Origin of the sequence: Pseudomonas sp. NFACC14 (assembly GCF_900106885.1) — a bacterium.
GTDB classification, from domain to species: Bacteria; Pseudomonadota; Gammaproteobacteria; order Pseudomonadales; family Pseudomonadaceae; genus Aquipseudomonas; species Aquipseudomonas fluorescens_AA.
The window spans coordinates 24,004-46,608 of sequence record NZ_FNOA01000004.1 but is presented as its reverse complement, the minus strand read 5'-3'; the positions used below and the strand labels follow the sequence as shown (position 1 = coordinate 46,608).

The window sequence follows — 22,605 nt, the reverse complement described above, 5'->3', positions numbered from 1 at the left end:
TTTGCTCCTGGAGCGATGGGTTTTATGTGAAGCGATTGAGGTGGCCTTCCCTGACTCAAACCAGGCGAGCTCCACCGTCGACATTGATCGTGGCGCCGTTCATGAAGCCGTTGCTCATCAGGAACACCACCGCCGCACCTGCTTCGTCAGCGGTCCCCAGGCGATGCAGCGGCAGGGTCCGCTCAAGTGCAGCAACGAAGCCATCGCGCGCGTCCCCCATGGCCTTAGCGAGGATGGGGGTATCGATCGGACCGGGTGACAGCGTATTGACGCGGACAGGCGCCAGCTCGAGGGCGAGACCACGGGCAAGGGCTTCCATGGCGGCAGATGCGGCGGCAAGCACGGCGGTACCGTAGGCATTCGGGCGATCCGCCAGAGAACCGGAAATGAAGGTCACCGAACCATCCCGGGAGAGGCGATCCCCCAGGGCCCTCAAGACATGGATCGCGGCCCAGATTCGCTCGTCAAAGGCGCGACGCAGGTAGGCAATGTCCGCATCCAGGGTCTTGCCAGCCACAAAGGTTCCGGCCAGGAGCACCAGGTGGTCCACTTTTTCGATATCCGACAAAGCGTCATACAGGGTTTCACTTTGGGTGACGTCCGCAACCCGCCAGCTTTCAAAACCATGCTGCGCAGCAATCTTTTGCGCGCGGACGGCGTCCAGGCCCACTACACGGACCTTGCCTCCAGATTGTTTCGCCTGGATGGCAGCAGCCAGACCGATCCCGGAGGTGCCGCCAAATATGACGATACTCTTACCCGTCAAGTCGCCCGCTCCGCTTATGTTTGTCGAAAGAATGGATTTCATTTGATTTTCCTCATGCACGGGTTATCAGATTGAGCAACTTGCCAATCTGCTTCGAATAACCTCACTAGTTACCTGATCGGTTGCGTAGCCAACTGGATACTGCCTGGGCAAATGCTTCAACGTCTTTTCCGCTACCGGTAATGATCCACTTCAACATCACGACATCATCAGGGACGAAAATCGCCCCATAACTTGCCAACTTAACCATCAACTCGACCGACTCACCGCCTGCGGCCTGTTTACCAACCAGAACACCCGATTGAGCGAGAACAATGGCGCCCAGCCCTAGCCCCGCAATTAACTTGCGCGCCTTGTCGAAACGTTGAAGTTCAGCGATGACTTTTATATCGTCCCACAGGTAGTCTTTTGTACCGACCCCATCCATGACCGCCACCGCATCGAAACATTCGCTGTGCAGCTCTTCCAGATCCTCGGCTTTAACATCATCGAATGTCATTACACCGACACGGCAAGTGTCGGCAGAAAAAATTCTGAGGTCATATTCCTTACGCCACACCCCCATACAGGTCACCAACATCGCGACGTCAAGCCGCTGTGGCGGGACAATAATGGCTAAACTTTTCATCATGGTGTCCTTGCAAACGCAGCCCTGACTGGGCGTGCCACTTAAGAAGCACGTAGGCATCGGGTAACGCTGCCCCTTTCAGCCACTGCGCCGACTGCCGGGGTTGAAAGAGCATTGACCAGAGGACTTTTAAAATACAGTCGCCCAAGGGCTTAGGAGCTAAACCGTAGTGGTTTAAATGGTTCCAACCCAAGACTGCCAGGGCCTGATGTTACTTACGCAAATTTTGTGCAAGTGTTAAACCTCTCGGCCTATTCCTTTTCCGGCGATCAAGCAAATATGATCAAGCCGCGCAGTGAGTCGCGCACGACGCCTTATATATAACCGGTTTTTTTCAACCAGCGGCGCCGTTCCAATCAACTACATTACGCCTGCGGGGTGTTAAATGGACAGGACCATGGCGAGGCATCGGACCTTATACAGTTACAATCAAATCAGTATTCGCTTCCCTATTCTCCCCCCGCTGTCTTGTCCAGAAATCCAAGCAGCCCTGGCACATATTGCACTTCTTCCCGGATGTCTTGATTACGCGCTGACGTGCCGGGAACAAGAGGTCTTCCAGTGGTCGATTTCAGGCATTTGGGTGAACGAAGAGGACCGGCACCGTCATTATCGCAGTGAGCAGATACAAGTCTTGTTTCGCTGCCTCATCCAGCGAAACGCTTCGTTGATCTGCTGCAGCGAGGGCCAAACTGAACATCTCTGGTCAACCTGCCTTGGCAAACAGTTAGCCGTAAGGCAACGCTAGCGATGAACATCCCTGACCACTTCGATCAGCGAATCCCAAGGCGTGGGTGCAGGGAATATCTCCTGCAGGAATTCCAAAAATGCCTTGACGTTCGGACTGCCCCGTCGGCTCTCTGGCCAGAGAGCGGTAATGGTGAACCTGTCCACGGCGAATTCCGGGAATACGGGGACCAGTTCGCCCCGCTGGACATAAGGTGCAGCCACGTAGGTCGGAGAAATGCCTATGCCTGCGCCTGCCGCGAGCACCACGGCGACAGCATCGCTGACATCAATGATCATGCTGGCGTTGGGCGTAATCTCCACCACGCGCTCCCCTACCTGAAACGGCCAGCGCAGGGCCTGCCCAGTGCTTTGATAGCGGAAGTTGACGCAGTCGTGATTGACCAGATCGTCGATGCTGCGCGGCATGCCTTTCCTGGCAAGGTACGCTGGCGAAGCGAAGGTGCAGATTCGATGAGGACCGAGCGGCCTGGAAACAAGCCTTGAATCAGCCAGGTTTCCGACGCGAATCGCTACGTCGATGCCCTGTTCGATGATGTCTGCAAATTGATCGCCTAAACGCAAGTCCACCGTCAGTTCAGGGTAGCGTTCACGGAACGCCGGGAGCGCTGGCGCGAGGATGTTGACACCGATGGGCAGGGGCGCAGTCACCTTTAACGTCCCGGACGGTTCTCCTCGCGCTGCAACGGCGGCCTGCTCGATCTGTTCCACTTCGCGAATCACACGCAAGGCACGCTCGTAGAGCTCGCGCCCTTCCGGTGTCAGGACCAATGCACGGGTGGTGCGACTGAAAAGCCGCAGTCCAAAGTGTTCCTCCAATCGTTGGACACTTTTACTGACGGCCGAAGGCGATACGGAGAGATCCCGGGCAGCAGCCGAGTAGCTACCCAGGGATGCCGTGCGTGCAAACGCTATGAGACCGGTCAATCGGTCTAGACCCATTTGTGCTTTCATGGAACAAGAATACGCATTGCAACGCCCCATTATCAAACTGGTCGCTGGGAAGCCTTCGAAACACGACTCCCACCCATTTGTGCCATTGCGGCACGTCTGATTTTCCGTTGAAGCAGGTTTCAACGACCTGCGTAAATCCCTATGTTGTCGCCGTGCGCCATGCCGTCTTTGCGGGTCTGAAAGCGCCTCTGTGGATACCAGGCAAAGGGTGCTCGGGAAATGATAAGAATTAATGACCTCGCCATTTTTGTGCGAGCGGCGACCGTTGACAGTTTTTCGGTCGTGGCACGGGAAATGGATTTGTTTCCTGCGCAAATAAGCGCCGCCATCAAGCGCCTGGAGTGCGAGCTCGATACACGCTTGTTTGCCCGGTCCACTCGCAGCCTTCGACTCACCGCTGAGGGGGAACGCTACCTGCCCTATGCCCGGGACGTTTTGAATACGCTGAATGAGGGAAAAGCGGGACTGCAGCAAAGCGACCCGCAACTGCGTGGGGTCTTGCAAATCGCCAGCGCCTCGGACTTCGGAAGAAATGTCCTGCTGCCCTGGCTGATCGATTTCCGGCGGGACAACCCTGGCCTGGTTCTTCGAATCATGCTTTCAGACCAGGTTTCGGACATATTCCGCGATCCGATAGACGTCGCGGTCCGCTATGGCACCCTACAGAATGCGGACTTCATCTCCATGCCGCTGGTACCCGTCAACCGCCGGGTAGTTGCAGCCTCACCTGCCTATCTGGATGAGCATGGACGGCCTGAGACCGTGCAGGATTTAATCGGGCACGCTTGCCTGCGTTTTCATTTGAACGGCAAGCTGTACGACCGGTGGATATTCCCCAAAGAGCCGCAGAGCGATTGCATCATCATCAACGGTCCAGTGCTGAGTGACGATGCGGATGTCATTCGACGATGTGCGATCGCGGGAGAAGGCATCCTGTACAAATCGTGGCTGGACATTTGCGAGGACGTACGGGCTGGAAGGCTGGAGGTCTTGCTGCCTGACGTCGCGGGCGAGCCTTATCCTCTCAACTTCGTTTGCCCCCATCGAAAGCAATTCACTCCCGCCATACGCACGCTGTACGCCTACTTGAAGGACCGGTGTGAAATGCTGTTGAAGGAACCTTTGTAGCCCTGTGCTGAGTGAGTGCAGCGTCCGGTGCCGCACCTGAGCGCAATTAACAACGTTTAACTCGCACGCTCGCGCCCCGCGCCCAAGAATGAAGCCCTCTGCCAAGACCTGTTTTCTCAAGCGGGGAGCTGCCGGCCCATCTTGCGGTGCGCCGGACATTTCCCTGCTGGCTACGGGTAGTACCGCCCCTTCGCCCGCCCAATTTCACATGGAAATGAAGCATGTTGCCTGCACCCCATCACTCAACCGCCGCCCTGAAGCCACTCTGGCTGCTTGCCCTGCTCACAGGCAGCGCCGCACCGGCGATGGCAGCGGAACTCGCGCAAAGCACACCCGGCTTTCTCGACGGGGCGACGTTGCAAGTCCTCAGCCGCAACTTCTACCTCAACAATGACTATCGCGCCCCGACCCCGGCAGGCAAAAGCTACAAACAGGAATGGGCCCAGGGCTTCATCGCCTCGTTCGAGTCCGGCTTCACCCCCGGCACGATCGGCGTAGGCATCGATGCCCACGGGTTCCTGGGGTTGAAACTGGACGGCGGCAAGGGGCATTCCGGAACGGGCTTATTGCCGCTGGATGAGGATGGGCGAAGCGAGGAGCATTACTCCAGTGCGGGCGGCGCGCTGAAATTCAACACCTCACGCACCACCCTGGCGGTCGGCGAAATGACCGTGCAGAGCCCGGTATTCGATACCGCAGACAAGCGCCTGCAACCCGAATACGCCAGCGGCCTGCTGCTCTCCAGCCGCGAATTCAACGGGCTCGACCTGCAGGCGGGTCACTTCAGTGCGTTCAAGAATCAGGACGCCTCGACCAGCAAGGGTGATTTTTCCGGGTATGGCGCGACGACGCGCAACAGCGCCATCGACTTCATCGGCGCCGACCTGTTTACCGGGCAAGCCCTGGGCGGCGCGCTCTACGCCTCCGAACTGAGCGATACCTGGCGCCAGTACTATGCCAACCTGCATGCCACCCTTGGCGAACTGTTCCTTGACGGCAACCTGTACCACACCCGCGACTACGGCAAGGCCAACGCCGGGGCCATCGACACCACGGCCTATAGCCTGAGTGGCAAGTACCGGCTCAATGCCCAGGCGTTCACCCTGGCCTATCAGAAAATCAACGGCGACACGCCCTTCGATTTCGTCGGCGGCGATTCCATCTACCTGGCCAATTCGATCAAATATGCCGACTTCAACGGCCCGGGCGAGCGCTCATGGCAAGCGCGCTACGACCTCGACCTGGGCACCTTGGGCATCCCTGGCTTGAGTTTCATGGCCCGCTATGTGACCGGACGCGGGATCGACGGCAGCCATGCCCCCCAAGGCGGTGCCTACAACCCGTTCGATAGCGATACCGGCACTTACAGTCCGCAACAAGGTGCTGGCGGACGCCACTGGGAGCGCGACCTGGACCTGCACTACATCGTGCAGTCAGGTCCGGCCAAGGACCTGTCGTTGCAACTGTCCCATGTCACCCATCGCGCCAACAGCGCCCAGGCCGGAGACGACATCGACCGGCTGTATATCGTCATAGAGTACCCGCTCAAGCTGGGGCCGCTCTGACCCTCGCACGTCAGGAAACCGAAGGTCGACGAACCCGCTCAGCGCCAGCCTCTTGCCCATGTTCCGTACATCCGCGAATTACTTGCGCGAGGCCTTCTCGGTCATCCGAGTGGCACGTATGCTCGCCTCTTCGGCGGTACGTTGCGCCTGCTCGGCCATTATCTGCGCCTGCTCAGCCTTCCTGTAGGCCTCATCCGCCCTGAGCCTTGCCGTTGCGGCGTTATTTTCCGCCGATTCCAGTCGGGCCTCCACTTCCTGGGCAAGCTTATTGCTGCACCCGGCGGTGGTTGCCAGAAAAAAAATCATTAATACGACAGGCAAATATCTATTCAGGGCCATGGTTATTTCCTCGGTCAAGCGCTGCAGGAAAAACGTCTAACAACTGGCTTGAGTATCTGACACCCCCCCTTGCCCACTCTGATCTTTGTCAACTGTATGGCTCGTCCAACGCCGCACATGGGTTCACTTCGTCCTGTAGACCGATAGTGAAGGTATGCAACCCATCCATTGCGCCCCCACTGCGCCAATCGACAATCGGTATCGCTTTAGGCGACAAAAAACAGGAATGGACGAGTTGTTCTTCTATGCTTGCTCTCCTACTAAAGGAGTTTTTCCCCATGGACGAGTCCGAACCCCGACTCCTGGGGGTGCATGCTCTCAAGACCCCTTGCTCGAACTGCAGCGAGCTTGAACTGTGCCTGCCCATTGGCCTGACGGGGGGTGAAGTCGAGCGCCTCGACAGGCTGATCACCCGGCAGGTGAAGGTCAAGAAAGGCGCAGCGCTGTATCGCACCGGCGACCCACTGCGCTCGCTGTATGCAGTGAGATTGGGCTTCTTCAAGACCAGCGTCCTTTCGGTAGACGGTCGCGAACAGGTCACTGGTTTCCAGATGCAAGGCGAAATGCTTGGCCTGGACGCTATCAGTACCGATCACTACGCCTGTAATGCCATTGCCCTGGAAGACAGCGAAGTCTGCCCGCTGCCTTTCAACCGCCTGGAAAAACTGGCCCACGACTTGCCGTCGTTGCAGCACAACCTGAACAAACTCCTGAGCCAGGAAATCGTGCGCGACCACAGCATGCTGTTGATGCTCGGCAACATGAACGCCGACGAACGCCTGGCGGCGTTTCTATTGAACCTATCCCAGCGGCTCAACATGCGAGGTTATTCCTCCAGGAAATTTGTGCTGCGCATGAGCCGCGAAGCCATCGGCTCCTACCTGGGCCTGCGCCTGGAGACCATCTGTCGGGGAATCGCCCACCTGCGCCAGGAGGAGCTGGTGGACATGCATGGGCGCAATGTCACGATTCTGGATTTGCCTGGTCTCAAGCAAAAATTCGCCGGTTGTCATCGTCATTCGGAACGGTGATACCTGCTCTGCATGACATCTGATCTACATCAATACCACTCAACGCCTCCAAGCCGAAATTAAGACTCAGCGTTCGAACCTTTGCATCGACGAAGGTTACCGAACCTCCCGTCTCATGGAGGCCTTGATCATGGCAACGCACCTGCAAGGTACAAAACCGGTCATCCCGACCGTCACACCTCACCCTTCGGCCGACAGCTTGCGAAAGGTCGAGGCCAGACGCCTGTCGCTGGGTTTGCCGATCGCTCGCTCAACGGGCCATGACGGGACGGGTCGTCAATGGTTTGGGCTGGAGCCTGCTGCTGGTGATCTGGGTGGCTCCGGTACCTGGTCATCAGGCCAAGTACCCGCCCGGACATCACCAAAGAGGAAAATCAAATGTCCAATTCAGTGAAAAAAATGCCGGTCAAAACCGAAGAAAATGCTCCGCATCCCGCCAAGACTCAGCTCAGGCATCCATTTGAAAAGCTCCGCCAGCAGGTGGATCGCCTGTTCGATGACTTCAACCGGGGCACAGGGCTTTCGCCCTTCAGTCGCGGATTGTTCGATGTCGAACCCTTCTGGCGTAGCGAGTTCTTCACCAGCAGCCTGCCGGCCGTTGACATCAGCGAGAAGGAAGAGGGCTTTGAACTCACCGCCGAGTTGCCCGGCATGGATCAGAAAGAAATCGAAATCCGTCTGGCCAACGGCAACCTGATCATCAAGGGGGAGAAAAAAGACACCAAGGAAGAAAAAAGAAAGGGTTATCACCTGTCCGAGCGCCATTATGGCTCCTTCGAACGCGTGTTCAACCTGCCAAAAAGCGTCGACAGCGACAAGATCGAAGCCCAGTTCAGCAAAGGCGTGCTGACGCTGACACTGCCTAAAAAACCGGAAGCACTGAAAGCGGAAAAGGTCGTGTCAATCAAGGCCGATTGATCGCTTTGAACCCTGCCCCTCGCCGGCCAACGACGAGGGGCTTTTCTTGCCTGTGCTTATTTCAGGCCGAATGCGTCGTTGAAGCTGCCAGCCCCATTGCCTGGCGGATGATCCGGTCATTCAGCTTCAAGCAGCGAAAGAATGTCCAGCGAGGTATCGAGGCGGTGACATGCAAGTGCACCCCACGGGCCGCCGCCAGGGCTGCGGTGTGATGCAGGGCGAATGACGTTGTGCCAGGTTGAGAATCAGCAACAGGCTGTGGGCACCGGCTCATGATGGGTCTTCCAAGTCGGGCTCGAACGCCACGGCGCAACGTCGATGCCATGAGGCATGTTGGCCGTCATAGCGGCGTCGGCGTCCAGCGCCAATTCAAGACTTCGGGTATGTCCTGCCCATGCTCGATGAGGTACAGCTGGTGCTTTTCCATGGTTGCCCAGTAGCGATCCCGAGCGCTGTCCACCAGCGGCTGCAACCTTGGCACACGCTGGATGACATCGAGCGCCAGTTGGTAGCGGTCCAGGTGGTTGATGACCGCCATGTCGAACGGCGTAGTGGTGGCGCCCTCCCCCATGAAACCGCGGACATGAAAGTTATCGTGGCCGCGACGCTTGTAGACCAGCCGATGGATCAGCGACGGATAGCCGTGGAAGGCGAAAATCACTGGCTTGTCCACGGTAAACAACCCATCGAACTCGGCGTCCGGCAACCCGTGGGCATGCTGTTGCGGCGGTTGCAGGGCCATCAGGTCCACGACATTCACTACCCGCACGCGCAGGTCGGGTACGTATTCACGTAGCAGCGTGACAGCGGCCAGGGTTTCCAACGTCGGCACGTCACCGGCACAGGCCAGCACCACGTCCGGGTCTTCGTCGTTGTTGCAGGCAAAGGCCCAGCGGCCGATCCCGATCGAGCAATGCCGAACGGCCGAATCGATGTCCAACCACTGCCATTCCGGCTGCTTGCCGGCCACGATCACATTGATGTAATCGCGACTCTTGAGGCAGTGATCGGCAACGGACAGCAGGCAATTGGCGTCTGCTGGCAGGTAGATGCGCACCACATCGGCGCTCTTGTTCGCCACCAGGTCGATGAACCCCGGGTCCTGGTGGGAAAGGCCATTGTGGTCCTGGCGCCAGACATGGGACGTGAGCAGGTAATTGAGCGAAGCAATCGACGCGCGCCACGGGATCTGGGCTGCGGTCTTGAGCCATTTGGCGTGCTGATTGAACATCGAATCGACGATATGGATGAATGCCTCATAGCAGGAAAATAGCCCATGTCGACCAGTCAGCAAATACCCCTCCAGCCAGCCTTCGCACACTTGCTCGCTGAGGATTTCCATCACCCGGCCATCGCATGCCAAGTTCGTATCGCTTGCCTCCAGGGCCGCCATCCAGGTTTTGCCACTGACCTCGTACACCGCATCAAGGCGATTGGAGGCGGTTTCATCGGGGCCGAACAGACGGAAATTGCCTGCCCGCAGGTTGTGCTTCATCACATCACGCACGAAACCACCCAATACCCGGGTAGCCTCTGCCTGCACGCTGCCGGGCGCGCAGAATTGCACGGCGTAATCGGTAAACCGCGGCAATTCCAAGGGTTTGAGGAGCACGCCACCATTGGCATGGGGATTGGCGCCCAAGCGCCGATGTCCCGTCGGGGCCAACGCGGCAATATCCGGCAACAACGCACCGTTGTCGTCGAACAATTCCCGCGGTCGGTAACTCTGGAGCCACTGTTCCAGTTGCGTCAAATGCAGGGGCAGCTCGAAGTGGCTCAGCGGCACCTGGTGGGCCCGCCAGGTGCCCTCAACCTGCTGGCCATCGACGAATTTAGGACCGGTCCAACCCTTGGGCGTGCGCAGCACCAGCATCGGCCAGAGCTGGCGTTCCAGGGTACGTTCCGACGAATCCGTGCGGGCCATGCGCTGGATTTCGCGAATCTTGAGCAACATGCCGTCCAGGGTCCTGGCCAGCTGTTGGTGCACCGCTTGCGGATCGTCGCCTTCGACAAAATAAGGATCGTAGCCGTAGCCATACATCAGGGCCGACAGCTCGTCTTCACTGATGCGCGAAAGCAGCGTGGGGTTGGCGATCTTGAAACCGTTGAGATGAAGAATGGGCAGTACGGCACCGTCACGCCTGGGGTTGAGGAATTTGTTGGAGTGCCAGCTCGCCGCCAACGTGCCGGTTTCGGCCTCACCGTCGCCGATGACGCAAGCCACGATCAGGTCAGGGTTGTCGAACACTGCGCCATAGGCATGGGCCAGGGAATAACCCAACTCCCCACCTTCATGGATGGAGCCGGGAATCTGCGCAGAGACATGGCTGGATAAGCCATAAGGCCAGGAAAATTGCCGGAACAGGCGCAACATTCCGTTTTCATTCTGCTCCACCGAGGGGTAACACTGGGTGAAGCTGCCCTCCAGGTAACTCTGGGCGACAATGGCGGGGCCGCCATGACCGGGGCCGGTGATCAGGATCATGTTCAAGTCACGGGCCTTGATCAGGTGATTGAGGTGCACGTAAATCAGGTTCAGCCCCGGCGTCGTACCCCAGTGGCCCAGCAATCGCGGCTTGACATGATCGCGTTGCAGCGGTTTGCGCAGCAACGGGTTGTCCTTGAGGTAGATCTGCCCCACAGCCAGGTAATTGGACGCACGCCAGTAGGCGTCAATGCCTTCCAGCTGGTCAGGGCTGAGAAAATCGCTCATCACGTCCTCCGCAAAAAACAGGATTGGCTGGTAGAGCCCGTGCCCTGGGCTGATTCCATTGGCGGGTCACTTGAACCGTTATTCATGCCTGATTCTGGAGCGCGGAAACAAAGGTGACTTGATTTACATCAGAACCAGGGACACTAAGTTCGTACCAGCCCTTGCAACTGGAAGAGCGCCCTCAACCGACGCCAGCTGCAGGGCATTGCTTGATCAAGATGCAAGCCAGCGGTGTGTGCCGTACCGACTCGCATCTGTTCGACGGTGAAGACGACGGATACGCGGGCACTGATCCAGATCAGAATCGATCGCCATGGCGGGCGTAGAACTGTACCGAATGCAGAGCTTTTTCTCGCACCGCACGCGTACATCCGAGGGAGGATCGCACCATGCTCACTGTCAAAGACCACAACGAACGCGCCGCTGCCCTGTATGCCAGCATCAGTGGCAAACACTGGATCCAGGCACTCAAGGACGGCCGGCATGTCTTGATCCGCCCGCTCAGGGAGCAGGATCGCCAGCGCGAATACGACTTCATCATGCGCCTGTCACCAGAGTCCCGGCACATGCGCTTTCTGGCGCAGATCAATGAGCCAGGCGCGGCGTTGCTCGATCATTTGATGGACGTCGACTGCAAGACACGCATGGCCTACATCGCCCTGGTCCATGACAACGGCGAGTTGATCGAGATCGGAGTCAGTCGCTATTGCGCGACCCAGGAACACGAATGCGAGTGCGCGGTGACGGTCGCCGACCCTTGGCAACACCTGGGGCTGGGGACGTTGCTGATGGAGCACCTGATCGACACCGCGCGTAAAAATGGCTACCGCCAGATGTACTCCGTCGATGCGGCCAGCAATGCCCCGATGCGGGATTTGGCCCATAGCCTGGGTTTTGAAACCCACAGCGATCCCGACGACACCCGGCAGGTCATTCACCGGCTCTACCTTTAGCTCCGGACGCTGCACGGGGCCTTGGTATGGCCTGCCCCAGCGCACCCACCGCCATCAGCATGACGGTGAGCGTGCACAGGTTGCGCAGGTTGATTGCGTCATAAGGCCCGAGGAATCGATCCGGCGCCAGCGGGAGCACGACCAGCGCGGCGGCGGCATTGGCGAAGGCCAGGGTTTCAGTCATGGTTACGGCTCTCTGGCACTGCCTGCGGTTGTCACTCAATCCAGAGGTCCGAGCCGGCTCTCGCTCCTGCCCTGAGGCGACTGATCATGCCCAAACATAGCGCGATTGCCGCGCCGTTGCCGCCTTCGGTGCAACGCTTTGAAGCGTGTTTGATGCAAATCAAGTTACCGGGTGCCATGACGCTCATGATCGATGACAGACACCACGCCGCGCGAAATGTCGCCCGGCGCCAACAGGTCCTTGCCCGGGAGGTTTGTCATGTCTACGCAATCACGCTTGATGCTGGTCGTCTCGTCACTGATGGAACACAGCCCGGCGTTCGACCGGGCCGCCGCACTGGCCAGGGCCGAAGGCGCGGCGCTGCATATTGTCGCGTTTGACTACCTCGAAGGCCTGGCCACGGCGGGCCTGGTCAACGAGCAAGCACTGGAGCAGATGCGCCTGGGCTACATCGAGCGCCATCGGCAGTGGCTGGAAGAACAGGCCAGGCCCCTGCGCAACCTCGGTATCGAGGTCACGACAGAAGTGACGTGGGTCGAGCGCCCCTTGCAGGAAATCCTGGTCCACCTCAAGGAAGCGCCTATGGAGGCGCTGATCAAGTCGGTGGACCCTGAGTCATGGTTTTCCCGACTGATGTTCACACCGCTGGACGTGCACCTGCTGCGCGAATGCGCAGTTCCACTGCACTTCGTCAACAAGGTCAACCACGCTCGTCCGCGCAAGATCATGGCCGCCATCGACCCGTTCCATCAGGACGGACACTACGAAAGCCTCAATGACCGTATCCTGAGCGAAGCCAACAAGCTGGCCACCCGCTGCGACGCGACGCTGGAAGTCATCTACGCCTATGACCTTTCGTCCATTACCGCCGCCGAATACGGTTTCGGCAACGGTTCGATGTTCTTCTCCTCGACCCTGGCCCGCCAGCTCTACGAATCCCAGGGCGCCGCCTTCGATGCACTGGCCGAACGCAATGGCATCGCCCCGGACCAGCGACGCATGATCATGGGTGACCCGGCCAAGGTGCTGGCGAGCTACGCCGCGTCCCGTGACATTGATGTCATCGTCATGGGGCGCGTGCGCTACGGCAGCCTGGACAAGCTGATCGGCAGTACCGTGGAAAGCCTGCTGTACAAAATGCCCTGCAGCCTGTGGGTGATTGCGCCGCAGCGAGTTGGCTGAGGCACAACTGCGCGCCAACGGTACACCAATCTGACCACGCAATCGGTGCTCGCCACGTCGCTGACCGTTATCGCTTTGGTTGCCCTGCCAGGGGTGCTGGCGAGCTCGGCGGGCGCCTGGTCGCTGCCAGGTTGCCGGAACCCATCTGCAAAGATGGCTTCGCCCTTGTGTCGACGCTGGTAGCGGCCGTGCTGCTGGTAAAAGCCCTGGGTTGAATCGCATAGTGGAATATCAACGATTGTGTACCGGAGAACGCTGATGAATTTTGACTGGCTCAACTTTACGCCTTGGTCATCCCTTGCCGGCGGTATGTTGATTGGCTTGGCGGCCAGCCTGTTCGTGGTCGCCAACGGCCGGATCGCCGGCATCAGTGGGCTGATCGGCAGCCTGCTGCAGCGTGGCAGCGAAGGGCTGGGCGAGAAGGCTCTGTTTCTTCTGGGCCTGCTCGTCGCGCCGCCATTATGGGGCGTGTTTGCCACCTTGCCGCCGATCGAGTTTCAGAACGGCGGGTTCGGCCTCACTGTCGCGGGCCTGTTGGTGGGGGTCGGCACTCGCTACGGTTCGGGCTGCACCAGTGGCCATGGCGTGTGCGGCCTGTCACGACTTTCACCGCGCTCGATGGTCGCCACGGCGTGTTTCATGCTCAGCGGTTTCGCCACGGTATTTGTCCTGCGTCACGTGATAGGGGTTTGAACATGCGCAAACTGACGGCATTCATCGCCGGCCTGCTCTTTGGCTTCGGGCTGCTCCTGGCAGGCATGGCCAACCCGAAAAAAGTATTGGGTTTCCTGGACCTGGCCGGCGCCTGGGACCCGTCCCTGGCGCTGGTGATGATCGGGGCGATTGGCACCGCCATCGTCCCCCTGGCCTGGGCGCGCCAACAGACTCAGTCGCTGCTGGGCAGCCCCATGCAGTTGCCGGTCAAGCGAGAACTGGACCCACGCCTGATCGGTGGCAGCCTGGTGTTTGGTATCGGCTGGGGCATCGCCGGCATCTGCCCCGGCCCCGCGGTGGCCATCCTGCTGACCGGACACTGGCAAGCCTTTGTCTTCATGCTGGCCATGTTGGCGGGCATGTTGTTGTTCAGCGCCCTGGAAAACCGCGCGGCCATTGATCGGGAGGCAGCACGGCCGACGAGATAGTCGCCTTTCTCGCCGGACAATCTACGACCGATGCGCCTGCTTGAAGCACCCTACGGGGCCGGCCACCGGTCATGGCACCGGGTAATCGCCTAGAAGCGCCCTATTTCCATAGTCGCGCACAGCCCACCCTCAGTACGATTCTCCAAGCGTATGTGCCCCCCCAGTCGATCCGCGATGGTGCGCACGATCGTCAGCCCCAACCCGGCGCCCTGGTCGTTGCCACGACTGTAGAAGCGTTCGAAGAGCCGCTCACGCTCGGCCTCGTCGATACCCGGCCCCTGGTCTTCGACGGACAGTTCGTAGTGATCGCCCTTCCTGGCCAGGCGTACGGTGATCGTGCCGTTGGCCGGCGAAAAATTGGCCGCATTGGTCACCAGGTTGTTCAAGGCGATGTCCATAGCCACCGGGTCGATTCGAACCGGACCGATGTCATCGCTGACGTCCAGCACCGGCTCGAGCCCCTTGCTCAACAACCAAGGCGTCATTTGCACCAGGCTCGCCCGAACCGTGGTGGCCAGGTCGATGACTGCAGGCGTCGGAACGCCTGCCTGCGGTTCGAGCCGCGCCATGGTGAGCAATTGGTTGACCAGGCGCGTGGTGCGGTCGACCCCGGCAATCAGGTGTTCCAGGGACTCGCGACGGCTTTGCTCGCTCCCCGCCTCCATCAGGTTCTGTGCATGCACCCGCAGTACGGCCAAGGGCGTACGCATTTCATGGGCGGCGTCGGCGATGAAACGCCGCTCACGGCCCATCACCTCCTGGATCTGCGCCAAGACACGGTTGAGTGCCGCCTGCATGGGCTCAAGCTCCGTAGGGAGCGGCATCATTTGCAAGGGTTCCAGGGAGCCGGGATGCCTGGCGCGCAACTTCGCCGCCATATCGACCAGGGGCTTGAGCCCCCAGCCGATGGCCAGCCAGATCACTGCGGCAAGCACCACGCTACCGATCAGATTGGGCACGACGGTGTGACGAACAATGCGGTCGACCAGGTCGGCACGCACGTCGTCGCGCTCGCCCACCCAGATCTTCAAGCCGTATTGCGCGTCGTCCAGGACAAACGCCCGCCACTTACGGCTCTTCTGGTCCACGATGTCACTGAAACCGGGTGTGCCCGGCGGTGAGGTGAACGACGGTGCGCTGGAGGTATGAACCAGCACCGAACCTTGTGAGTTCCAGACCTGGAAAGCGATCTTGCTTTCATAGGGATGACCGTCGACTTTAGGCATCGCCTGCCCCAACGCCGAATTGAACGCCTGATACAGCTCGGCGTGTTCCTTGCTCGCCATCGGCATGCGCATCACACCCTGCAGCAGCCGGGCATTCTGCGCCAATTGGGCATCGTAGACCTCGGCGATTTCGTGGTTGCTGTCATGCAGGTTGAATACCGTGATGATCAACAGGCCAAGGAACAGCAAGCCGAGGATCAACGTGAGGGTACGCCGCCGGATCGAACTCATCGACGCTCCTCCACCAGGTAACCGACACCGCGAATGGTACGGATCAGGTCGGCGGAGAATTTCTTGCGCAGGTGATGGATGTGCACTTCCAGCGTGTTGCTCTCGGCCTCCTCGCTCCAGCCGTAGAGCAACTGCATCAAATGATCGCGAGTCATGACGCGGCCCGGCGGCGAGAGCAGTTCATGGAGCAGCTGATATTCCTTGGGCGTCAGGGCCACCGGCTTGCCCTGGTAACTGACTTGCTGGGTGCCGGGGTTCAGGCTGATGCCGGCGTGTTCGATCAACGCCTGGGCGCGGCCGGCGCTGCGGCGCAACAAGGCCCGTAGCCGGGCCTTGAGCTCCGCTAGGTCGAAGGGTTTGACCAGATAGTCGTCAGCCCCGGCGTCCAACCCGGCGATGCGATCCTCGGTGGCATCCCGGGCGGTGAGGATCAGCACCGGCAGGTTGGAACCACTGTCACGCAAGCGCCGCAACACCTGCAGGCCGTCCAAGCGTGGCAAGCCAAGGTCAAGCACCGCCAGGTCGAAAGTCTCACTGAGCAGCGAATGCAAGGCGCTGCTGCCGTCTTGCAACCAGTCGACGGTATAGCCTTCGCGACTCAGGGCCTGATGGATGCCCTCCCCCAAGGCCACATCATCCTCGATCAGTAATAAACGCACACGCGCTCCTGTCAGTTCAGTTGCTTGTTCACATCCACCAGTAACGCGTCGATCTCCTTGCGGCGCCCGGCATCGGCCGTTTCCCGACCCGGCCGCGGCGCCGCCTGCAAGGCTTTTTGCAGCGCTGCCTTGGCTTCGCTGTAGCGCTTCTGACGGTAGAGGTGATCGCCCCAAAAGTACAGGCTGTCGATGCCGTTCGGGTTGAGTTGCAACGCTTGCTTGAGCAATTGCTCGGCCTTGTCCGAATCGCCGAAACCCAGGGGCCAGCCCGGCACCCGGTCGTAGAGTGCGCCGAGGCTGGTGTAGGCCGAGCCTTGCAGGGCCTTGGGGTCCAGGGTCAGGGCTTTTTCCAGGTCGCCCTTGGCGTCCTTGACCTTGCCCAGCGCACCGAGCCCACCCTTGGCACCGGCCCAACTGCTGTTGACGATGCCGGACCAGATCCATGCTTCGGCCACCGATTGGCGCTCCTGCTTGAATGCCGAGGCCTGGGTCGCGAGTTTTTCGAACGCGTCGGCGCGTTGGCCTTCGGGCACTTCATATTGAATGTGGGCCCAGCGCTGCTGGATGTCGCTGAGACGTTGCTGGTCGGCCGCCTCCAATGCCCAGACGCTTTGGCTCAGGGTGCCGATCAATAGGCAAGCGAGAATTTTTTTCATGGCTTGAGGTGCTCGTTTTCAGGTTTGCGACTGAGGCGGCGCACCAGTGGCAATTGCTTGCGCAAGCCACGGTCCACCAGATTGGGCAACAGGCTGTTCAGACCGACGAAAAAGCGTTCAGGCCAGCCCAGATACAGCTCGCGCCGGTCGCCGATAATGGCGTGGATCACCGCCGCCGCCACGGTTTGTGGGTCGTCGACGTTGGCCTTGAGGGCCTGGTTGAGCGCGTCGGCTGCCGGGCTGTTCATCGAGGTTCGGGTGGCCCTGGGCGCCACGTAGAGCACTCCGACACGGGTGTCGGCCAACTCCCGACGCAAGGCTTCGGAAAATCCGCGCAAGGCAAACTTGCTGGCGCAGTAGCTGGCATAGCCCGGGTAGCCGATTGATCCATAAGTCGAGCCAACGTTGACCACCATCGCACTGTCAGCCTGCTTGAGCAGTGGCAAGAGCAGTTTGGTCAGGCAAATCGGCGCGCTGATGTTCAGCGCCAGCATGGCGTTGATCTCGCTGTCGTCGAGTTGTTCGAGCATGGCGAAGTGGTTCACGCCGGCGGCATTGATCAGCAGGTTGATACCGCCCAGAGCCTCGGCGGCGGCCAGTACTTTGCGCCGGTCGGCGAGGAAGGTCAGGTCGGCTTCGACCCAGCTCAAGTGTTGCGGATAACGCTCCAGCAACGGCTGCAAGGCTTCGCGATGCCGGGCCACGGCCAGCACCCGCGCGCCACTGGCGCACAGGGCAGCGGCAATGGCCTGGCCGATTCCACCGCTGGCACCCGTCAGCACGACACGCGCATCACACAGGCGCATGTTGAGGCTCCCCGTCACGAGGCAGGCCCCGGAACATATCGGTGTACAACCGGTACACCACCTTGGAGGCATGGATCACCGCAGCCTGGTCCGCCGGATCGTCCAGGCGGTTCATCAAGCCGCGATAGGTCTGCATATGCTCGATGTCGAGCGAACCATGGGAGCTGAGGTAGCTGAACGCCGTGGGCGGCAGTTCCAGGCGCTGGCGGATGCTGTCGGCGGCATGGGTCGCCAGGGCGATACTGGTGCCTTCCAGCACATTGACCATGCCGAACAGGCCCACCGGGTTGCCTCGGGCGATCAAGTCATAGAGGTAACTGACCATCAGTTCGATGGGCAACGATGGCTGGCCGTTGCGCACCGCCTCCTTATCGCCACCGCACACGGCAATGTCATCCAGCACCCATTGCTCATGGCCGTACTCTTCGTCGATGTATTCGCACACGGCCTTGCGCAGCCATTCCAGGTGCGTTGGCAGGCGCGCCCCGCACGCCATCATCAACGGCACCGTATGGCGCACGTGGTAATACGCCTGAATCAGGAAGCCCCGGTAACTGGCCAGGCTGACCTGGCCGTCGAGGGCGTCGCGGATGATCGGCAGATTGAACAGGGTCTGGCGCTCTTGCTGGGTGGCTTCTTGCAACGTGTCAAAAAAACTCATGATGAGGATTCCTCGGACAAGACAGATGAAGTGAGCTGCGCGCGGTAATGCTCGACGATGGCCTCCCGGCGTGGCCGGCCATTGGCGGTGAGCATGCCGTTGGCAGCGCTGAAGGGTTGGTCCAGGCGCGTCCAGCGATGGACCCGCGCGTAGTCGGGCAGCGTGTCGTTGGCCTTGGCCACGGCCAGCTCCAGCGTTTGATCCGTGCAGTCGGCACGGGCGGGCCAGAGCAGAGCATGGTTGTGCGGCAAGGCTTCGCCATAAACGAAGGCCTGGGCAATGTCACCGCCCTGGGTGAGTTCGGCTTCAACCCATTCGGGGTTCACATTGCGACCGAAACTGGTCACGAATTGGTGTTTCTTGCGACCGCGCAGGTAAAGGAAACCGTCCTCGTCGAACGCCCCCAGGTCGCCGCTGGGCCACCATTCGCTGGCGTGCGGTGGCTCACCCAGGTAACCGAGCAGCGTCGAGCCCTTGATCAGGACTTCGCCGTCATCGGCCAAGCGGACCTCCACATGGGGCAGCGGCTGGCCGACACTGCCGGCACGATGAGCCTGTGGCCGATTGAGGCACACCACCGAGGCGCATTCCGACAACCCATAGCCTTCAAACACCGGCAGGCCAACACGCTGGGCCCGCTGCAACAAATCGTGGGACACCCGTGCCCCGCCAACGGCGGCGAATCGCACGATGTGCGGGTTGAACATCTTTTGTTCGGCAGCCATGACCAACATCAGCAGCAGCTGCGGAACCAGGATCAAGCTCTGCGCCCGGCGCTCGGCCAGGCATCCCAGCAGCCGCGTCGGGTCGACCCCGCTGGCGCCCTGAATGCCGAGCGTCCTCTGGCTGGGCAGGCTCAGCATGGCACCGGCATACAACGCCGCGTAGCAGCCAAGGTTTTCCAGCAGAATCGCCAGGGGCAGTAACGCCAGGTGATGCCTGGCCTCGACCGGTTGGCTGGCCTGCTCCAGTTCGCGAGCCACCCGCAACAGGCTGTCGGCGCTCAGGCAGACGCCCTTCGGTGTGCCGGTGGTGCCAGAGGTGAACGTCAGCTTGGCGGTGCCTGCCGGCAGACGGCTCGGTCCGTCGAAGTGCCGTCGCCAGAACTCGCCACCGTGCTGGTATCCGGCGGCTTGCAGTTGCGTTTCGAACGCAGGCTCGGCGATCACCCGCTCGGCCTGGCTCTGCTCCAGGCAGTGCCGACGTTGAGCCTGGCTGAAAAAACCGGGCAGGATGACGCAGGCCAGCCCTTCGAACAGCGCGGCAAGGTCCCAGAGCATCGCTTCGATACCATTGTCCAGGGCCAGGGCGACAACGCTGATGTGTTCATCGCGCAGGCGTTGCTGGCGGTACACCACTTCGGAATAAAGCGTCGCGTAGTCGAGCTGCGAACCGTCGCCCCACAGTGCCACGGCATGGCCCCTGCGCTCGGCATGACCACGCAGAGTGCGCTTGAAGCGTTCCAATTCAGGCGACATGGCTGGTTTCTCCGAGGTCCGTCGGCAGTCCCAGGCGATTGAACACGCCGGTATTGCGCAGATGAATGAAACCGGCGCGGATGTTTCCGACATGAACCCACGGCTGGCTTTCGTAGTAACGCCCCCAGAGGTGACGCTCCTCGCCAAGGCGCTGTGGGTCGGCCGGGCACAGGGTCACGGGCTTGAGGCCCAGGCGATGGAAGCTGTTGACCAGGCCGATATTGCCAGTGAAGGCAACCCACTCCAGGCCGCCCATGGCCAACAGATAAGTGATCGCGATGATGCTCAGCCGGGCGCTGCCCGTGTCGCTGGCGGCCAGGTTGCCAACCTCGACGATGCCAGCGCGGTCCACCATTCGATCGGCGGCGGCACTGATCAAAGGCTCGATGGGGCTGTCCAGATAATGTTCGAGGAACAGCGGCCCCCGGGCGGCCCGGCGCACGCCAGCGGCTGCGCAGAGCGTGCCATGGACATCGTCGAGCCCGAACAGCTCCGGCATGAAGTGACGAATATCGGCACCGTGGACCTGGCGAAAACGCTGCTGGATGAACGCCTCGAACTCAGCTCGCCGGGCTTGTCCCGGCAACGCCCGGTGCAAGTGCCGAACCGGCGGGCCGGCATCGCCGAAGGCCAGCGGCAAGTGGATGTTCCAGTCAAAATCGGGCATGGCGCAACGTTCTCCCTCGGGCTATTGGGGGAGAAGTATCGAGGCCGTTTCTTAACGAAGTCTGAAGATGGGAAGCTTGCGCATGCTTGAGAAATAATCCGATCAAACCTGGGCTGCCCTTGATCGTTCTTCCGTAGTACAGTAGGCAAAACCCGATAAATATCCACCTTTAGATGACCTGAAGTGCCAGGCCCCAATGTCAATGGACCCGCACAGCCGTCATCCTTCCACCGCGGCGGTAACTGCATGATCGACATCACCGAAGTTTCCATTGCCCAACTGCGCGCCGCGCTGGAATCGGGCCAGACCACGGCGGTAGCGCTTGTCCAGGCCTACCTCGCCAGGATCGATGCCTACGACGGCCCCGACACCCCCACGGCCCTCAACGCCGTGGTGGTGCGCAACCCGGATGCGCTGAAGGAAGCGCAGGCCTCCGATGCCCGCCGGGCCAGTGGCCAGACCCTCGGCCCGCTCGACGGCATTCCCTATACGGCCAAGGACAGTTATCTGGTCAAGGGGCTCACCGCCGCCTCCGGAAGCCCGGCGTTCAAGGACCTGGTGGCCTATCGCGATGCGTTCACCATCGAACGACTGCGCGCCGCCGGGGCCATCTGCCTGGGCAAGACCAACATGCCGCCCATGGCCAATGGCGGGATGCAGCGCGGGGTGTATGGCCGTGCGGAAAGCCCGTACAACGGCGACTACCTCACCGCGCCCTTTGCCTCCGGCTCCTCGAACGGTGCGGGCACGGCAACCGCCGCCAGTTTCGCGGCGTTCGGCCTTGCCGAGGAAACCTGGTCGAGTGGACGCGGCCCGGCGTCGAACAACGGCCTGTGCGCCTACACGCCGTCGCGCGGGGTGATTTCGGTGCGGGGCAACTGGCCGTTGACGCCGACGATGGACGTCGTCGTGCCCTTCGCCAGGACCATGGCCGACCTGCTCGAAGTGCTGGACGTAGTGGTCGCCGAGGACCCGGACACCCGTGGCGACCTGTGGCGGTTGCAACCCTGGGTGCCGATTCCGAGCGTCGAATCGGTTCGTCCCGCCTCGTATCCGAGCCTTGCCAGCAACCCGACGGCGCTGGCCGGCATTCGGTTCGGCGTGCCACGGATGTACATCAATGCGGACCCTGAAGCCGGCACCGCCGAAGCCCCCGGCATCGGTGGCCCGACCGGGCAGCGAATCGTCACCCGCGCCTCGGTGATCGACCTTTGGGAACAAGCCCGCAAGGCCCTTGAGGCTTGCGGCGCCGAAGTGATCGAAGTGGATTTCCCGCTGGTGTCCAACTGCGAGGGCGACCGTCCCGGCGCACCGACGGTGTTCACCCGCGGCCTGGTTTCCAAGGAGTTCCTGCACCATGAGTTGTGGGACCTGTCGGCCTGGGCATTCGATGACTTCCTGCGGGCCAACGGTGATCCGAAATTGAATCGCCTGGCCGATGTCGACGGACCGAAGATCTTCCCCCACGACCCGGGCACCCTGCCCAACCGGGAGGACGATCTGGCCGCCGGCATGGACGAGTATGTGAAGATGGCCCAGCGCGGCATTACGCCCTGGGACCAGATCCCGACGCTGCCCGACGGGTTGCGGGGGCTTGAAGCGACACGCCGGATCGACCTGGAAGACTGGATGGAGCGGCTGGGCCTGGACGCGGTGATTTTCCCGACCGTCGCCGACGTCGGACCGGCGGATGCGGATATCAATCCGGAATCTGCCGATATCGCCTGGAGCAACGGGGTCTGGGTCGCCAACGGCAACCTCGCCATCCGCCACCTGGGCGTACCCACGGTCACCGTGCCAATGGGCGTCATGGCGGACATCGGCATGCCCGTCGGGCTGACATTCGCCGGGCGTGCCTATGACGATTCGAAGCTGTTGCAACTGGCGTCGGCGTTCGAGTCGATTGGCTCCAAGCGCCGGGTGCCGCCTCGGACACCGCCATTGTCGGCTTGACCCGGTCCTTAGGGCTGC

Annotated in this window: 22 protein-coding genes; 9 read left to right on the top strand and 13 right to left on the bottom strand. The window is 60.7% G+C overall.

From position 1 onward, the window contains the following. Positions 1-55: 55 nt before the first annotated feature. The 3 genes from BLU85_RS08850 to BLU85_RS08840 all read right to left on the bottom strand — a co-directional run bounded on the left by BLU85_RS08850 (position 56) and on the right by BLU85_RS08840 (position 3,083). A complete protein-coding gene (locus BLU85_RS08850; RefSeq protein WP_092197893.1) occupies positions 56-808 on the bottom strand; it encodes an SDR family oxidoreductase in 753 nt (250 codons plus the stop codon). 64 nt (positions 809-872) lie between these two features. Further along, positions 873-1,394: a DJ-1/PfpI family protein gene (locus tag BLU85_RS08845; RefSeq protein WP_170847556.1), complete on the bottom strand. Its 522-nt coding sequence runs from the start codon at positions 1,392-1,394 to the stop codon at positions 873-875. 744 nt (positions 1,395-2,138) lie between these two features. Next, positions 2,139-3,083 (bottom strand): LysR family transcriptional regulator, encoded by a 945-nt coding sequence (locus tag BLU85_RS08840; RefSeq protein WP_256573224.1) that lies wholly within the window; start codon positions 3,081-3,083, stop codon positions 2,139-2,141. A 231-nt stretch (positions 3,084-3,314) separates the two neighbouring features. Between BLU85_RS08840 and BLU85_RS08835 the strand changes: the two genes are divergently transcribed. Next, positions 3,315-4,223, top strand: a complete 909-nt coding sequence (locus BLU85_RS08835; RefSeq protein WP_092197884.1) for a LysR family transcriptional regulator — start codon at positions 3,315-3,317, stop codon at positions 4,221-4,223. Between the two features lie 221 nt (positions 4,224-4,444). Continuing rightward, positions 4,445-5,788 carry an OprD family porin gene (locus BLU85_RS08830; protein WP_092197882.1) on the top strand — a complete coding sequence of 448 codons (1,344 nt, stop codon included), beginning with the start codon at positions 4,445-4,447 and terminating at the stop codon, positions 5,786-5,788. Between the two features lie 78 nt (positions 5,789-5,866). Here BLU85_RS08830 and BLU85_RS08825 read toward each other — a convergent pair whose 3' ends face one another. Continuing rightward, a complete protein-coding gene (locus BLU85_RS08825) occupies positions 5,867-6,127 on the bottom strand; it encodes an Lpp/OprI family alanine-zipper lipoprotein (RefSeq protein WP_092197880.1) in 261 nt (86 codons plus the stop codon). 278 nt (positions 6,128-6,405) lie between these two features. Between BLU85_RS08825 and fnr the strand changes: the two genes are divergently transcribed. Continuing rightward, positions 6,406-7,158, top strand: a complete 753-nt coding sequence (gene fnr / locus BLU85_RS08820) for a fumarate/nitrate reduction transcriptional regulator Fnr (protein WP_092197878.1) — start codon at positions 6,406-6,408, stop codon at positions 7,156-7,158. Between the two features lie 378 nt (positions 7,159-7,536). Next, on the top strand, positions 7,537-8,076 hold the full coding sequence (locus BLU85_RS08810; RefSeq protein ID WP_092197874.1) for an Hsp20/alpha crystallin family protein: 540 nt from the start codon (positions 7,537-7,539) through the stop codon (positions 8,074-8,076). Positions 8,077-8,416: 340 nt separating this feature from the next. Here BLU85_RS08810 and BLU85_RS08805 read toward each other — a convergent pair whose 3' ends face one another. Beyond that, positions 8,417-10,789, bottom strand: coding sequence for a phosphoketolase family protein (locus BLU85_RS08805; RefSeq protein WP_092197872.1), 2,373 nt, complete (start codon positions 10,787-10,789; stop codon positions 8,417-8,419). 389 nt (positions 10,790-11,178) lie between these two features. Here BLU85_RS08805 and BLU85_RS08800 point away from each other — a divergent pair, with 389 nt between their 5' ends. Next, positions 11,179-11,742, top strand: a complete 564-nt coding sequence (locus BLU85_RS08800) for a GNAT family N-acetyltransferase (RefSeq protein ID WP_092197870.1) — start codon at positions 11,179-11,181, stop codon at positions 11,740-11,742. Here the strand turns inward: BLU85_RS08800 and BLU85_RS08795 are convergent. Then, positions 11,720-11,926: a hypothetical protein gene (locus BLU85_RS08795; protein WP_092197868.1), complete on the bottom strand. Its 207-nt coding sequence runs from the start codon at positions 11,924-11,926 to the stop codon at positions 11,720-11,722. The two genes, BLU85_RS08800 and BLU85_RS08795, sit on opposite strands and share 23 nt — an antisense overlap. Positions 11,927-12,184: 258 nt before the next feature. Between BLU85_RS08795 and BLU85_RS08790 the strand changes: the two genes are divergently transcribed. From BLU85_RS08790 to BLU85_RS08775, 3 genes are all read left to right on the top strand, one after another. Further along, on the top strand, positions 12,185-13,108 hold the full coding sequence (locus tag BLU85_RS08790; protein WP_092197866.1) for a universal stress protein: 924 nt from the start codon (positions 12,185-12,187) through the stop codon (positions 13,106-13,108). Between the two features lie 258 nt (positions 13,109-13,366). After that, positions 13,367-13,801 carry a YeeE/YedE family protein gene (locus BLU85_RS08780; RefSeq protein ID WP_092197864.1) on the top strand — a complete coding sequence of 145 codons (435 nt, stop codon included), beginning with the start codon at positions 13,367-13,369 and terminating at the stop codon, positions 13,799-13,801. A gap of 2 nt (positions 13,802-13,803) precedes the next feature. Beyond that, entirely contained in the window at positions 13,804-14,250 is a 447-nt protein-coding gene (locus tag BLU85_RS08775) for a DUF6691 family protein (protein ID WP_092197862.1), read from the top strand. 89 nt (positions 14,251-14,339) lie between these two features. On the opposite strand, the gene BLU85_RS08770 is transcribed toward BLU85_RS08775, so the two are convergent. Genes BLU85_RS08770 through BLU85_RS08740 form a run of 7 tightly spaced genes read right to left on the bottom strand, consistent with a single transcriptional unit; the run spans position 14,340 to position 20,634 of the window. Further along, a complete protein-coding gene (locus BLU85_RS08770; protein WP_092197860.1) occupies positions 14,340-15,707 on the bottom strand; it encodes a sensor histidine kinase in 1,368 nt (455 codons plus the stop codon). After that, a complete protein-coding gene (locus BLU85_RS08765; RefSeq protein ID WP_092197858.1) occupies positions 15,704-16,366 on the bottom strand; it encodes a response regulator in 663 nt (220 codons plus the stop codon). The genes BLU85_RS08770 and BLU85_RS08765 overlap by 4 nt, the downstream gene beginning before the upstream one ends. Before the next feature lie 11 nt (positions 16,367-16,377). Then, positions 16,378-17,022, bottom strand: a complete 645-nt coding sequence (locus tag BLU85_RS08760; RefSeq protein ID WP_092197856.1) for a tetratricopeptide repeat protein — start codon at positions 17,020-17,022, stop codon at positions 16,378-16,380. Further along, positions 17,019-17,828, bottom strand: coding sequence for an SDR family oxidoreductase (locus tag BLU85_RS08755; RefSeq protein WP_092197854.1), 810 nt, complete (start codon positions 17,826-17,828; stop codon positions 17,019-17,021). The genes BLU85_RS08760 and BLU85_RS08755 overlap by 4 nt, the downstream gene beginning before the upstream one ends. Beyond that, positions 17,815-18,489 (bottom strand): iron-containing redox enzyme family protein, encoded by a 675-nt coding sequence (locus BLU85_RS08750; protein WP_092197852.1) that lies wholly within the window; start codon positions 18,487-18,489, stop codon positions 17,815-17,817. Before BLU85_RS08750 ends, BLU85_RS08755 begins: the two co-directional genes overlap by 14 nt. Beyond that, entirely contained in the window at positions 18,486-19,967 is a 1,482-nt protein-coding gene (locus tag BLU85_RS08745) for an AMP-binding protein (RefSeq protein ID WP_092197850.1), read from the bottom strand. The genes BLU85_RS08750 and BLU85_RS08745 overlap by 4 nt, the downstream gene beginning before the upstream one ends. Next, the gene (locus tag BLU85_RS08740; RefSeq protein WP_092197848.1) at positions 19,957-20,634 is read right to left on the bottom strand and encodes a thermostable hemolysin; all 678 of its coding nucleotides are present in this window, start codon (positions 20,632-20,634) and stop codon (positions 19,957-19,959) included. The genes BLU85_RS08745 and BLU85_RS08740 overlap by 11 nt, the downstream gene beginning before the upstream one ends. Before the next feature lie 246 nt (positions 20,635-20,880). On the opposite strand from BLU85_RS08740, the gene BLU85_RS08735 reads away from it, so the two are divergent. Next, positions 20,881-22,587, top strand: a complete 1,707-nt coding sequence (locus tag BLU85_RS08735) for an amidase (RefSeq protein ID WP_092197846.1) — start codon at positions 20,881-20,883, stop codon at positions 22,585-22,587. The last annotated feature ends 18 nt before the right edge of the window (positions 22,588-22,605 follow it).